This is a genomic window from Paenibacillus puldeungensis, from assembly GCF_042678945.1.
Classification (GTDB): Bacteria; Bacillota; Bacilli; order Paenibacillales; family Paenibacillaceae; genus Fontibacillus; species Fontibacillus puldeungensis.
The window spans coordinates 23,149-35,382 of sequence record NZ_JBHTLM010000026.1; the positions used below are offsets into that span (position 1 = coordinate 23,149).

Below are 12,234 nucleotides of genomic sequence, written 5' to 3' on the forward strand. Positions count from 1 at the left end.
GTTGTGCAGTCTTCATTCGCCTCTACACTAAACATCCTGACGCCCAAAGTGAATGCTTCCCAGGGTGTAGGCAAGAAGCGCTGCGAGCAAGGCTATCAGCGGCAGGATCGGATGGACAGGATTATCAACGAACTTCATGATCTCGTTCTCATAGCTGTAGGTGACCGGACCCAGCCCCGTATAGTATGACCAGATGAAAAATCGCCGTATCGCAGCAGGAAATAGATCGGCGGTTAATCCGATAAACCCGCCGAACATACCTAATGAAAGGGCGAAGGCTTGATTTTTCACCACGAGTGACACCCACTGCTGCAAGGCAACAACGGCCAGACTGGTAAGCATCGCTGAACCTATAAATTTCAGCAGCATTCCTCCCGGTAGCGCTGGAAAAGCATTCGCTGCTCCGAAAGCTGTAATCACGACCACCTGCAGAATTACGGCAAAAAGCAGGAGTAGCACGGCACAAGCATATTTTGCAGCATACAGACGACTGCGTTTGACCGAAGCGGACATTAGCATCTTCCATGTGTTCCCCTTATGCTCCATGTCACATATGCGGGAGACGATGACCGCTGACAGGATCGGCAGAAACAACCCATTCATTGAGGATACCGTCATGACGGTATCTGCCCAGCCTACCTCACCCGGATGTTGAGCCAACGCCATACTGACAGAAATGCAGGCCCAAGCTAGCTCAACAGATAAAAGCAGCGGAATCATCAGAAAGATACGTTTGCGACGCAATTTATAAAATTCAAGAAAGACGGATCCCATTACAGGCTCTTCTCCTTTCCCGTAAGCTCGAGGAAAATGCTCTCGAGGTTTCTCTTATGCTCTTCGATACGCAAGACATCGATACCCGCCTGAACCAGTAAGCGATTGGCCTCAGCTACCCGCCGATCGTCTATGCCTTCCAACGCGAGTACCTCTCCTTTAGGGAGTGCTCTGATGCCGCCGGATAGCAACAATTTTGCAGCTGCCTCGTTATTTTCCGTTTTGATCAGGATGCTTGGCGTGCTTCGGCGCTGCAGGGCCTCCATGCTTCCCTGGAACAGCAGCTTGCCATCATTAATAATGCCGACCGAAGTGGCGATTTGTTCGATTTCCGACAGCAAATGACTGGAAATCATCACTGTCATTCCGTACTTTTGCGGCAGTGATTTGATCAGCTCCCGGACTTCCCCGATCCCGGAAGGGTCGAGCCCGTTCGTCGGCTCATCAAGGACGAGCAGCTTCGGAAAAGCGAGGAGAGCCATGGCAATGCCGAGACGCTGCTTCATGCCGAGGGAATACTGCGATACCTTTTTGTCCTTTTGGTTCTCAAGCCGGACGATATGCAGCGCCTCCATGACGTTTTTGTCCGGAGCCTCACGCAAACGCTGCATGACCCGCATATTCTCCAGGCCCGTCAAATGGCCGTAGAAAGAAGGAGACTCGATCAGCGAACCCGTCTGGTGCAATATCGCCTGGCTGTTCTCGTAGAAGTCTTTTCCTAAAATCATCACTTTTCCTTCAGTTGGCTTGGCCAGTCCCAACAGCATTTTCAGTGTAGTCGTTTTGCCAGCTCCGTTCGGCCCAAGGAAGCCATAGACCTCCCCCTCGTAAACGGTCAAATTCACATCATTGACCCGGTATGCGCCCCCGTAACGTTTTGACAGGTTATGCGTCGATACGATCGTGTTCAATGTATTTTCACTCCTATTCGAATATAGTGAACCTTGCTTCATCCTTTACTCATTGTAGAGACGTGACCTTACATCAACCTGATGCTAACCTTACGCCAACCTTAAATCAGAGCAGGGATGGGTTCGATGTGTTTTGCACGGCAGGGATTGAGGATCATTCAATCGAATAAGAACATCATTGTTTTTCTAGTCAGGCAGGGGATGAACATGAACATAGAAGATGTAAAACAGAAAAAAATACTCATCGTCGACGATGAACAGGAGCTTCGTACGATGATTGACGGATTTTTGCGTAAAGAAGGCTTTTCGCGAATCTATCATGCGGGCAATTGCGTGGAGGCTTTGGCAGTATGCCGCTCAAGCAAACCGGATCTTGCCATTCTGGATGTTATGCTGCCGGACGGCGACGGCTTTGGCTTACTGACCTCCATCCGGCAGTTTTCACAAATTCCTGTGCTTTTTGTATCCGCGAGAGGAGAAGATGAGGATCGGCTGCTCGGGCTTGGACTTGGCGCCGACGATTATATAGTCAAACCGTTTTTACCACGGGAATTGATCTTGCGACTGACGGCTGTATTAAAGCGGGTTTACACCATGCCCGTGCGTGAAGCACTGCCGATATTTCAGCTTGGCGAATGCACCGTCAATTTGGAAAGTGCGGTGGTCAGTGGGGGAACGGGCGAGCAGCCGCTCACCGCTAAGGAGCATGCCCTGCTCCTAAAGCTTTACGAGAACCGGGGCCGCATTGTAACGAGCGACGCCCTGTGCCAAGCTGCGTGGGGAGACGACTACGCCGGGTATGAAAATACTTTAATGGTTCATATTCGGCGCATCCGGGAAAAAATTGAGCCCGTTCCTTCCAATCCGGTTTATTTACTTACCGTTAGAGGGTTAGGCTACAAGCTGCTGGCAGGGGAGGCGTAATCGATGGATGGAGCCGTACGTATTTTGCGGCGTTTCGTGGTTGGGACGATCCTGATTTCGTTTTTTCTGCTGGTCCTGAATTTTATCATTCTGGCCGTTTGGTTTTTCCGGGGCACCTATGAGGGCGAATCTCCGCAGGCGGTGGTGGAGAAAGTGGCGAAAAGCCTAGAACCGGTAGGCGGGCAGGCAGGCTACACCCTTGATCCGAAGGCCGAGCAGCAGCTCAGCCAGCTTCATGTTTGGGCTATGCTGGTGGCCCCCAATGGGCATGTGGTTTGGAGCCATCAACTGCCCACCGAAATTCCGCGCACCTACTCGCTTGTTCAAGTAGCGCAGTTTTCAAGAAATTTTTTGAATTCGTACCCTACTTTTGTGTGGGAGCATGGTCAAGGGCTTGTGGTCATCGGCTACCCGAAGGACAGCATCGCCAAGTATGAGTCTCTCTTTCCCACGGATTGGGTAAGGGAAATCCCACTACGCTCCCTTGGTTTGCTCAGTGGCAATTTGCTGCTGGCTTTACTTCTGGCGATTCTGATTGGGTCCAGGCAAATCAAATCCTTAAAGCCGCTGATCGCCGGGATCCACGCCCTTGGCAAGGAACAGCCCGTCCATCTTGAACCCAAAGGGGTGCTCAGTGATCTGGCTGACAGCATCAATCACACATCAACCCTCCTTCAGGACAAGAACGCCGCGTTAAAGGCGCGGGATGAAGCACGGGCTAACTGGATCGCCGGCATTTCGCACGACATTCGAACGCCGCTGTCCATGATTCTTGGTTATGCCAGCGAGCTGGAGGAAGACGGCTCTGTGCCTGAGGACCAACGAAAAAAAGCCGGTATCATCCGGCGCCATAGCGAAAAGCTTCGCTCGCTGATCAGCGATTTAAATCTTGTTTCCGTCCTCGAATATGAAATGCAGCCCCTGGAATTGAAGCCCGTGAGACTATCTGCACTCGCCCGACAGGTTGCCACGGAATTTCTGAATAATGGTCTGGGGGATGAATATACACTAGAGCTTGACGTTCCTGACGAAAGCCTGAAAGTTTTGGGGGATGAGAAGCTCCTGCTTCGTGCGGTCACGAATCTCGTTCAGAATGGTATCACGCATAACCCGGAGGGCTGCCAAATTTGGCTGAGGACCTCCTTGGACGAGGACGGCAAAACTTGCCGTTTCATCGTATCCGATGACGGAAAAGGGCTGCCGGAGAGGGATCTGCCTTATTTACTGGAGCTGCCTTCGTCCTCCAAAAGAAAAGCCCATGTCCCTGACGGACATGGACTTGGGCTGCCTATGATCTCCCGGATCGCCAAGGCTCACCAGGGCAAGCTTATCTTGACCAGCGAGCCCGAGCAGGGCTTGCTGGCGGAAATTATTCTTCCGGTACTCGTAGCAGATCGTTAGGCTCAAGGGGAACCGCCAGATAGGCTCGCAGTTGGGCCGGCCTACTTGTACTTCGCAGCTTCTTCGCGGCGAATGCCAATCACATGGCGATCGATACCGGCGAGATCGGGGATTGTGACGATCTCGTCCCAGAAGCCGGCCGCGCGCAGCATGTCAGCGACGGCTTCGGCCTGGCCCATGCCGAGCTCGAAGCCGATCAGGCGAGGCGGGACCGGGAGCAGCGCGAGCTGCGCCAGCATGGTCCGGTAGGGCGCAAGCCCGTCCGGGCCACCATCGAGCGCGCCGCGCGGCTCGTAGTCGCGCACCTCCGGCTGGAGGTGCGCAATGTCCTCCGCCGGAATGTACGGCGGATTGGACACCACGATGTCCAGCGGCTCGCCGGCAAACGGTTCAAGCAGGTTCCCCTGCTTGAACTTCACCGCGAGGCCGAGCCGCCGGACATTGCCCTGCGCCACCGCCAGCGCTTCCGGCGAGATATCGCTCGCCGTAATGCGCCATGCTGGGCGCAGGTGGGCCAGGGCAGCGGCAATCGCGCCGCTGCCGGTGCCGATGTCGGCGGCCGCTGGCGCGCCGCCGGGCCACAGCAAATCGCCCTCGACGGCGATTCGCTCCACGAGCAGCTCCGTTTCGGGGCGGGGAATCAGCACGTCCGTCGTGACCTGAAAGGTCAAGCCGTAAAACTCCTGTTCCCCGATGATATACTGCGCTGGCTCGCCCGCCGCTTTGCGGCGGATCACCGCTTCCCAGGCGTCCCTCTTGTCCGCCGGGAAAGAATCCCGCAGCGCGGCTAAATACGCCGCGCCGGACATGCCGAGCACGTGGCGAAGCAGCAGCTCGGCGTTGCTCTCCGGCTCGCTTACACCCGCCGCCGCTAAAAAAGAAGAAGCCTCTTTACGGGCTTCCCAAATGCTGCAAGCTCCAGATAATACATATCCTTCACTCATCCGATGTGTTGTTCTCCTTTTTCCATCAATTCCGCTTGCTCCGCAATCGTCAATGCCGAAACGATCTCCTCGATCTCTCCGTTCATGACTTGATCCAGCTTGTGCAGCGTCATACCAATCCGATGATCCGTTACCCGGCTTTGCGGAAAATTGTACGTCCGGATCCGTTCACTGCGGTCCCCGGTACCGACCTTGCTCTTACGCTCGCCGGCATACTTTGCTTCTTCTTCCTGCCGTTTCATATCAAAAATACGGGCCCGCAGGACCTGCAGCGCTTTCTCCTTATTGGAGTTCTGCGATTTACCGTCCTGACAGGTTGCAACGATCCCGGTCGGAATGTGCGTTACGCGCACGGCTGATTTTGTTGTGTTAACGGATTGTCCGCCCGCCCCGCTGGAGCAGAACGTATCTACACGAATATCCTTGTCGAGGATTTCGATGTCCACATCCTCGACTTCCGGCAGCACCGCTACCGTCGAAGTCGACGTATGAATCCGTCCGCCGGACTCAGTAGAAGGAATACGCTGTACGCGATGCGCGCCGCTTTCGTATTTCATTTTGCTGTAAGCGCCACGGCCGTTGATCATGAAGATCACTTCTTTAAAGCCGCCAAGGTCGCTTTCGTTCATATCCATCACTTCAACACGCCAGCCTTGCGAATCGGCATACCGCGTATACATCCGGTACAGGTCGGCAGCAAACAAAGCCGCTTCGTCCCCACCGGCAGCACCGCGAATTTCGACAATTACGTTTTTATCATCATTCGGGTCCTTGGGCAGCAGCAAAATGCGAATTTTCTCTTCCAGAGCTTGCTGGCGCTCGGTAAGATCATCAATTTCCATCTTCACCATTTCGCGCATTTCATCATCCAGCTTCTCCGCCTGCATCACTTTTGCAGCTTCCAGCTCTCCGATTACATTTCTATATTCGGTGTACGCCTCATAAGCCGGCTGTAGATCCGATTGCTCTTTGGAGTATTCCCGCAGTTTCTTAGTGTCGTTCGCCACATCCGGATCGCAGAGCAGCTCACTCAGCTTCTCATACCGGTCAGCAAGCGATTGTAGTCGGTCCAACAAGGGAAGTCACCTCTCTTTACGTCACAATTTCCTAAAAAAATCGCTCACCCAAATTCACAAACTACAAGGATAAACGACTTTTTATTATAACATAGTTTGTTGATAATGGCTAGACCCCCGTTTGCTGAACCAGCCATTTTGCTGAGCGTGCTCATCTTACTAGATGTGTTCATTTTACCCGGTATATCCAGCTACTCGGTGCGTTCATTTACTAGGTACGTTCATTTACCTGGTGTTTTCATTTTACTCGGCGTGTTCATTACTTAACGTGTTCATCTGACTGGGCTTTTTCATTTTACTCGGTTTATTCAGGTTACTGGGTGCATTCTATTTGTGCTTTTAACCAATCAATTGGTCTGCCCAATACCCGAAACCCAGAAAACTACAGGGTTGACCCAGCGCTAACGAACTGAATAAGCGTTATTTGGCCCAAAGTGCTCTCCTGTAGATTCTAACGAACTCAGTTAACGCTATTTTGCCTTTTTTGCTGATGAATGGCGAAAAAACATGCAAATAGCGTGTCTCAGGTTCGTTAGATCTTCAAAAAGCCGTTTTCCCTCCAAATAGCGCTTATTGGGTTCGTTAGAGAATCTCCACTTTCGTTGATCTACTTTCGTTAATCCGCTTACGTCAATCTACTATCAATGTCTTACCCACGTTGACCTACTTTTGATGTCCTGCTTTCATTGATCTGCTATCGTCGGCTTGCATTCGTTGGGCAGCTTTCGATGATCACGCGTCCAAAATATGCTGCTCGCCCACATAAAAAAACCGCGAGCCCAGCAAGGTGCCGAAGCTCACGGTCAGAATTAAGCTGTACTGATATTGATATGTGCTGTTTGAAAATGTACTTCCTTTATCTCTGCATACCGAATCCGGCTGGAGAACGGTGAGCAATGATTTGGGCAATCAGCGACTGTTCTAGCTCCGCATTCCATTTTCGGACCATTCCCGGCAGCAGACATGCATCCACGATGACCCATACTGTTAAGGCGATCGCCAGCAAGACCACGGGGATCAAAAAGAAAAACGAATACATGCTATCCGGTGATTCTACGCTTTCTACCCCAACCGAAATAGCAAACACTATGTAAAAAAGGATTACCAGGAAAAATAAGCAGAGTTGTATGACACCCGTACCAATTCTTTTCAAATAGAAACGATGCACACCTAAATGACCTGCCAGCAGCATGAGATAAGCTAACCCGAGCGACTTCTCCCGTTTGTTCATTTCTGAATTCAGCAAAAGCAGCTCTGTCGTGGTTAGATCGCTCTTCGTCATGTTCATTAGATAGGGTATTCCGGGGATCTGCCGCGGTCCATGAAAATTTGATCGATCAAGCGGTTTTCCACCATAGCGTTATGTTCTTTTACCCAAGTATGCAGCAGGAATGCATCGACAATCCACCAAACAAACGTAGCGATCATGCCAAATACGGTGATACTCAAAATAAGCTGCGCAATTGCAGAACCGTTTCTACCCATGTAGAACCGATGGCCACCGAAGATGCCAAGGAAGTACCACAAAACGTAAGCAACGACCATGTTTTTGCCTTTACTTTTCACCTCAGCCTCCAAAAGCAGAAGCTCGCGGGTATCCAACTGGCTCTTTCTTGAAATGCCGTAATCCATACTCATTTGACAAACTCTCCTCTTCAATGGTGATAAAAAACTGATTTCAGTATACTCATTGCACTTACGCAATACAATAAAAAAATTTCCATTTCGCCCGTTTTCGAAAAATAAAAAAAGAGGCTGCTCTTATGAGCAAAACCTCCTATTTTTATTGTAAAATTCACTGATAAAAATACAATTTTTTACACATTAAAACGGAAATGCATGATGTCCCCGTCTTTAACAACATAGTCTTTCCCTTCAAGGCGGAGCTGGCCGCGTTCACGCGCTGCGTTCATAGATCCGGCGGCTACCAGGTCATCATAGGATACGACCTCGGCCCGAATAAAGCCACGCTCAAAGTCGGAGTGGATGACACCGGCTGCCTGTGGAGCTTTCGTGCCTTTACGAATCGTCCACGCACGTACCTCCTGTACCCCAGCTGTAAAATACGTATAAAGTCCCAGCTCACGATATGCCGCTTGAATCAGACGGTCAAGACCTGAGGCCTGAAGGCCAAGCTCCTCTAGGAACATCGCTTTATCTTCGCCCTCAAGCTCGGCGATTTCCGCCTCCACTTTGGCACTGATCGGCACAACTTCGGCATTTTCTGCAGCGGCAAACTCCTTCACCTGCTGTACAAACGGATTGTTGTCCACATCGGTAACGCCGTCCTCGCTGACATTCGCCGCATAAAGCACAGGCTTCAACGTAAGCAGATGCAGGTCACGGACGATGACTTTCTCTTCATCCGAAAGCTCCACACTACGAGCCGGCTGGTCGTTGTACAGCGCCTCTTTGATGCGCTCAAGCACTTCGACTTCCTGCTCATACTGCTTATTGCCGCCCTTCATATTTTTGCGGGAGCGCTCGATTCTTTTTTCCACGCTTTCAACGTCGGCTAGTATCAGCTCTAAATTAATCGTTTGAATGTCGCTGATCGGGTTGATCTTCCCGTCAACGTGCGTAATGTTCTCATCCTCGAAGCAGCGGACAACGTGAACAATCGCATCCACCTCACGGATGTGCGCCAGGAATTTGTTGCCGAGTCCCTCGCCTTTGCTTGCACCGCGTACGAGGCCGGCGATATCGACAAATTCAAACGCCGTCGGAACAGTGCGATTTGGAACGACCAGCTCCGTCAATTTATCAAGGCGCTCATCCGGAACCTCCACCACGCCGACGTTCGGGTCGATCGTACAAAACGGATAGTTGGCGGATTCCGCCCCCGCTTGGGTTATCGCGTTAAACAATGTAGATTTCCCGACATTCGGCAACCCTACTATTCCACAAGAGAGTGGCATTTATATAACAACTCCTTAGCATTTCATTTATCATAGGCATTATATATCAATAGTTATTTATAGAACAAGTAAGCGAAGAGATCCCTTCGCTTTTTAAATTTTTCTATAGATATTTATTCCATCCGTTAGACCTTTTTTATAGGCAATGTATACTGCTTTTCTAATCGCAAGCAAAAAAACATTTTCAATATCAATGGCATCGTCGGAATTTAGCATTCCGTTTTGCTTCACGATTGTTACAAGTTGCTCATAAAGTTGACTTTCTTCATTATTAATAATTTCATCATTAATCTCATCGCTTTTTGTTTCAATAACAGGTTCCAGCCACTGGACTAACATGATGTTCATCTCCTATTTCATAAGTTGTCCGAAACATATATAATGTCGAAAGGATACAAATAAATGGCAAGGTGGAAAACATGGCACAACTCCGAGAACCAGGGAGAAGCCGCCTGCCTGAATTGCTTGAGTTAAACCACCTAACAGCAAGAGAACTATCTTTCAAACTGGATGTTACTGAGTCTCATATTTCCAAAGTGATCAGCGGAAAAGTATTTTTTTCTTACCAGTTGGCAGCGAAAGCATCTCAATTATTGCGCTGTACAATGGAAGAACTACACGATTGGAAATGAGACTAGCAGGCGGTAGGAGCGCAAGCCCCTCCCCAGCTGAAACTTAACTAAAAATCAAGTTTTACTATTCTATGTATTTTTCCTCATCACTTCCTCTTCAATAGCACTTATTTCCTTTTCATTAATCCGACCTCGCTTATACATTAATACTTAATTCGACCACTGTAAGCGCTTTATGTACCACGCCCACAAAGTTAGAACTTTTGCACTATCCATGATTTTCCTGCGGTATATTTAATTATATGCGAACAAGCGTTCCTGTCAACGATATATTACCATTTTGGTAATATTGTGAGCGGACAGATTTAGAAACGTCTTGATTAAATAGCTCGTCATTGGTTATTATAAGAACAAACGTTCTTATTGTGAGGTGATGAAAATGCCAAGAGGATTATCTAATGAGGATTACTCTTATGTAAAGCTATACATTTTATTACCGCTGATCCTGTCAGCGTTTGAGCGTGACAAGCATATCGCCGAGCAAGTGTTTAGAACACCACGGCCATATGTGACGTTGCTGGATACGGCGATAAAGCGTGTGGAGGATGACCATAAGGAAGTACGCCGCAAGTTTAGATTGCTCGGGTTAAAGGTATACGGCGAGAAACGAACTGGAGAAGGCATAGAAGCGCGTTATCTATGTAGGGGGTATAATTATGAATTTAGTATGTTGTGGAGCCTGATAAGCGCTGAATCAAGCATACTAATGGAGAAATATTTGGGGCTGGATATATTTAAATACATTGATCCGGCGATACCAGGTGATGGAGAACAGTATGAGTTGCCTAATGATGTAAAACAATGACCATTTAATATTTAACATTATGTTCGCATTATGTTCGGTTGTATTACACAACCATACATGTTATATTTAAGTCACAGCAAGGGAATACGAACGGAGCCAATAAGCCGGGTACACCGGATGAGGATGAAAGGACGATATTAAATGAAATCATTTAGCGAATTGAACGCAACAAACTCCACTATTGTTGAATGGGAAGGCAAAACATTGAAAACCATCCAAGATCCATATGTAAGTGACAACGGTGAACAATACATTGCTCATGCAATTGACGCTGAAGGGAATGAATATCTAATCACATGGTCAGTAATCAATTACGAAACCACGGACGAATCCGAAGCTTGTAACTGGGACGAACCTGTGGGCGTAATGTTGGTAAAGTAGCACCGCCCCTTGAATATGTTGGAGCTGCGTGGGTGGCTCGTCATATGGGCACCACGCAGCAGAATGTGACAAAGTCAGGTATGAGAGCTTTGGAACCGGGATACAGAGGGTCAATGATCCGGCCTGATGCATTGTTTGAGGGGCGACCATTATGGTTTAAAAGTAGATTTGAAAATGAAGAAAGCCCACCGACCGATTGAGGTTAGTGGGCTTTTACACTGTATAGCATGGATTATTTTGTAATCGAAGCTATTTTTTTATCATTATCCCAATTCACTTTTGCCCCGAACGCTTCACCGGCTGCTCGAAGTGGGACATATACACGGCCTTCCAGCACAAAGCCGTCCTCGATCTTCTCACCGTTTACATAGACTTTAGCTTTTTCCACGTCTTCCATCTCCCCATTAATCTTTTTATATGCTTCGCTAATTTGTGCTTGTGATGGTTGCTTACCAGCTCTAAATTGGGAGGTAGTAAGCCCAAACGTCATTTCAAAGTGCGGATAATCCTTAAATGTTTTCCAACTTCCACCCCATTCAAAGCCTAGCTCCTTGGCGATCCCCACGACCTTCATCCAGTTATCGTTTACAACCCACGATACTTTACCGTCAGGCATTAGCAGGGCAAAGTCTATAGCCACGCCAAAGTTATGATTACTGTATCCACCGCGAGCATTAGTAACGATCTTGCCGGGCTTCGTGCGGCCAAGTGCATAGAGGTAGTTTTGCTCTTCTACAGTGCGTAAACCTTGCGTAATAATAATAGTAACGCCTTGAGCATATGTGCGCTCTATAAGGCGTTCCGTAGCTGCTAACACGACTGGATGCAAGCCGGATAGCTTCGATGCTGATTTACTTTTTACGTAGTCGAGAGTGATCACTTGTTATCACCGCTATCTGTAACCTCTGGTAGCCCTGCCAAGCTCGTCAAAAGGCTAGTGATAGTAGCCAACAAAACCGTTCCACCAACCACATACCAATTAACTTGGCTAAATACCGTTGTAGCCCCAATTACACCGATCGCTGTTTGTGCTGCTGTCTTAACTGCGCGGATACCTGCCGCTTTTAACCATTTGATTGTCATTTATAATACCTCCTTAGTTTTTAAGATCATCAATTCGTTTATGGGCTTGTTTAGCAGATTCTTCGACTCGCGTAAGCCTCTCGGAAAAAGCTTCAAAACGTTGGCCCTGAATCTTCTGTTCCACCTTCATGTCATCTACGCCACGTTTGATATATTCCATATCTGTTTTCAAGCTCATGTTGCTGCCGGAGTCTTGTGCAACATCCTTTTTCACTGTCCTGTTGTAATTAGTCCAGCCTAAAAAGATAGCACTTATTCCGGCTGCAATCGCCACCACGGTTTGCCACTCCATTTTAAACACCACCTTAATATAAATAGCCCCCAGATAGGCTTCGAGGGCGAAATAAAAACGCCTTTTGGCGTTGTATTGTGATTATTATGTTAT

At 48.8% G+C, this 12,234-nt stretch carries 16 protein-coding genes; 5 read left to right on the forward strand and 11 right to left on the reverse strand.

Going from position 1 to position 12,234, the window contains the following annotated elements; all coding sequences use genetic code 11:
- Positions 1-27 precede the first annotated feature (27 nt).
- Both ACFQ3W_RS23205 and ACFQ3W_RS23210 read right to left on the reverse strand, forming a co-directional pair.
- Positions 28-774, reverse strand: a complete 747-nt coding sequence (locus ACFQ3W_RS23205; RefSeq protein WP_379321607.1) for an ABC transporter permease — start codon at positions 772-774, stop codon at positions 28-30.
- Positions 774-1,685, reverse strand: coding sequence for an ABC transporter ATP-binding protein (locus ACFQ3W_RS23210; RefSeq protein ID WP_379321608.1), 912 nt, complete (start codon positions 1,683-1,685; stop codon positions 774-776). The genes ACFQ3W_RS23205 and ACFQ3W_RS23210 overlap by 1 nt, the downstream gene beginning before the upstream one ends.
- Positions 1,686-1,898: 213 nt before the next feature.
- Between ACFQ3W_RS23210 and ACFQ3W_RS23215 the strand changes: the two genes are divergently transcribed.
- Together ACFQ3W_RS23215 and ACFQ3W_RS23220 are read left to right on the forward strand one after the other, a co-directional pair.
- The gene (locus ACFQ3W_RS23215; RefSeq protein WP_379321657.1) at positions 1,899-2,609 is read left to right on the forward strand and encodes a response regulator transcription factor; all 711 of its coding nucleotides are present in this window, start codon (positions 1,899-1,901) and stop codon (positions 2,607-2,609) included.
- A gap of 3 nt (positions 2,610-2,612) precedes the next feature.
- Entirely contained in the window at positions 2,613-4,010 is a 1,398-nt protein-coding gene (locus tag ACFQ3W_RS23220) for a sensor histidine kinase (protein ID WP_379321609.1), read from the forward strand.
- 41 nt (positions 4,011-4,051) lie between these two features.
- Here ACFQ3W_RS23220 and prmC read toward each other — a convergent pair whose 3' ends face one another.
- The 6 genes from prmC to ACFQ3W_RS23250 form a co-directional block, all read right to left on the reverse strand.
- On the reverse strand, positions 4,052-4,954 hold the full coding sequence (prmC, locus tag ACFQ3W_RS23225) for a peptide chain release factor N(5)-glutamine methyltransferase (RefSeq protein ID WP_379321610.1): 903 nt from the start codon (positions 4,952-4,954) through the stop codon (positions 4,052-4,054).
- Complete coding sequence (gene prfA / locus ACFQ3W_RS23230; protein WP_379321611.1) at positions 4,951-6,030, reverse strand: peptide chain release factor 1; 1,080 nt, start codon at positions 6,028-6,030, stop codon at positions 4,951-4,953. Before prfA ends, prmC begins: the two co-directional genes overlap by 4 nt.
- 856 nt (positions 6,031-6,886) lie before the next feature.
- Complete coding sequence (locus ACFQ3W_RS23235) at positions 6,887-7,318, reverse strand: TM2 domain-containing protein (protein WP_379321612.1); 432 nt, start codon at positions 7,316-7,318, stop codon at positions 6,887-6,889.
- Positions 7,318-7,662 (reverse strand): TM2 domain-containing protein, encoded by a 345-nt coding sequence (locus ACFQ3W_RS23240; protein ID WP_379321658.1) that lies wholly within the window; start codon positions 7,660-7,662, stop codon positions 7,318-7,320. Before ACFQ3W_RS23240 ends, ACFQ3W_RS23235 begins: the two co-directional genes overlap by 1 nt.
- 185 nt (positions 7,663-7,847) lie before the next feature.
- A complete protein-coding gene (gene ychF, locus ACFQ3W_RS23245) occupies positions 7,848-8,948 on the reverse strand; it encodes a redox-regulated ATPase YchF (RefSeq protein ID WP_379321613.1) in 1,101 nt (366 codons plus the stop codon).
- Between the two features lie 93 nt (positions 8,949-9,041).
- Positions 9,042-9,287: a hypothetical protein gene (locus tag ACFQ3W_RS23250; RefSeq protein WP_379321614.1), complete on the reverse strand. Its 246-nt coding sequence runs from the start codon at positions 9,285-9,287 to the stop codon at positions 9,042-9,044.
- Positions 9,288-9,367: 80 nt separating this feature from the next.
- Between ACFQ3W_RS23250 and ACFQ3W_RS23255 the strand changes: the two genes are divergently transcribed.
- From ACFQ3W_RS23255 to ACFQ3W_RS23265, 3 genes are all read left to right on the forward strand, one after another.
- Positions 9,368-9,580 carry a helix-turn-helix domain-containing protein gene (locus ACFQ3W_RS23255; protein WP_379321615.1) on the forward strand — a complete coding sequence of 71 codons (213 nt, stop codon included), beginning with the start codon at positions 9,368-9,370 and terminating at the stop codon, positions 9,578-9,580.
- A 379-nt stretch (positions 9,581-9,959) separates the two neighbouring features.
- A complete protein-coding gene (locus tag ACFQ3W_RS23260) occupies positions 9,960-10,385 on the forward strand; it encodes a hypothetical protein (RefSeq protein ID WP_379321616.1) in 426 nt (141 codons plus the stop codon).
- 141 nt (positions 10,386-10,526) lie between these two features.
- Entirely contained in the window at positions 10,527-10,766 is a 240-nt protein-coding gene (locus ACFQ3W_RS23265; RefSeq protein ID WP_379321617.1) for a hypothetical protein, read from the forward strand.
- A 232-nt stretch (positions 10,767-10,998) separates the two neighbouring features.
- Here the strand turns inward: ACFQ3W_RS23265 and ACFQ3W_RS23270 are convergent, their stop codons facing one another.
- The 3 genes from ACFQ3W_RS23270 to ACFQ3W_RS23280 are packed head-to-tail and all read right to left on the reverse strand — an operon-like array spanning position 10,999 to position 12,141.
- Positions 10,999-11,646 (reverse strand): M15 family metallopeptidase, encoded by a 648-nt coding sequence (locus ACFQ3W_RS23270; protein WP_379321618.1) that lies wholly within the window; start codon positions 11,644-11,646, stop codon positions 10,999-11,001.
- Positions 11,643-11,849 (reverse strand): holin, encoded by a 207-nt coding sequence (locus tag ACFQ3W_RS23275; RefSeq protein WP_379321619.1) that lies wholly within the window; start codon positions 11,847-11,849, stop codon positions 11,643-11,645. Before ACFQ3W_RS23275 ends, ACFQ3W_RS23270 begins: the two co-directional genes overlap by 4 nt.
- A 13-nt stretch (positions 11,850-11,862) precedes the next feature.
- Positions 11,863-12,141 carry a hypothetical protein gene (locus tag ACFQ3W_RS23280; RefSeq protein ID WP_379321620.1) on the reverse strand — a complete coding sequence of 93 codons (279 nt, stop codon included), beginning with the start codon at positions 12,139-12,141 and terminating at the stop codon, positions 11,863-11,865.
- Positions 12,142-12,234 lie beyond the last annotated feature (93 nt).

Bases quoted from the DNA above. Each gene is read 5' to 3' on its own strand.
- ACFQ3W_RS23205 (WP_379321607.1), bottom strand. From the start codon at position 774: ATGGGATCCGTCTTTCTTGAATTTTATAAATTGCGTCGCAAACGTATC.
- ACFQ3W_RS23220 (WP_379321609.1), top strand. From the start codon at position 2,613: ATGGATGGAGCCGTACGTATTTTGCGGCGTTTCGTGGTTGGGACGATC.
- prmC (WP_379321610.1), bottom strand. From the start codon at position 4,954: ATGAGTGAAGGATATGTATTATCTGGAGCTTGCAGCATTTGGGAAGCC.
- ACFQ3W_RS23235 (WP_379321612.1), bottom strand. From the start codon at position 7,318: ATGAACATGACGAAGAGCGATCTAACCACGACAGAGCTGCTTTTGCTG.
- ACFQ3W_RS23240 (WP_379321658.1), bottom strand. From the start codon at position 7,662: ATGGATTACGGCATTTCAAGAAAGAGCCAGTTGGATACCCGCGAGCTT.
- ychF (WP_379321613.1), bottom strand. From the start codon at position 8,948: ATGCCACTCTCTTGTGGAATAGTAGGGTTGCCGAATGTCGGGAAATCT.
- ACFQ3W_RS23250 (WP_379321614.1), bottom strand. From the start codon at position 9,287: ATGTTAGTCCAGTGGCTGGAACCTGTTATTGAAACAAAAAGCGATGAG.
- ACFQ3W_RS23255 (WP_379321615.1), top strand. From the start codon at position 9,368: ATGGCACAACTCCGAGAACCAGGGAGAAGCCGCCTGCCTGAATTGCTT.
- ACFQ3W_RS23260 (WP_379321616.1), top strand. From the start codon at position 9,960: ATGCCAAGAGGATTATCTAATGAGGATTACTCTTATGTAAAGCTATAC.
- ACFQ3W_RS23265 (WP_379321617.1), top strand. From the start codon at position 10,527: ATGAAATCATTTAGCGAATTGAACGCAACAAACTCCACTATTGTTGAA.
- ACFQ3W_RS23275 (WP_379321619.1), bottom strand. From the start codon at position 11,849: ATGACAATCAAATGGTTAAAAGCGGCAGGTATCCGCGCAGTTAAGACA.
- ACFQ3W_RS23280 (WP_379321620.1), bottom strand. From the start codon at position 12,141: ATGGAGTGGCAAACCGTGGTGGCGATTGCAGCCGGAATAAGTGCTATC.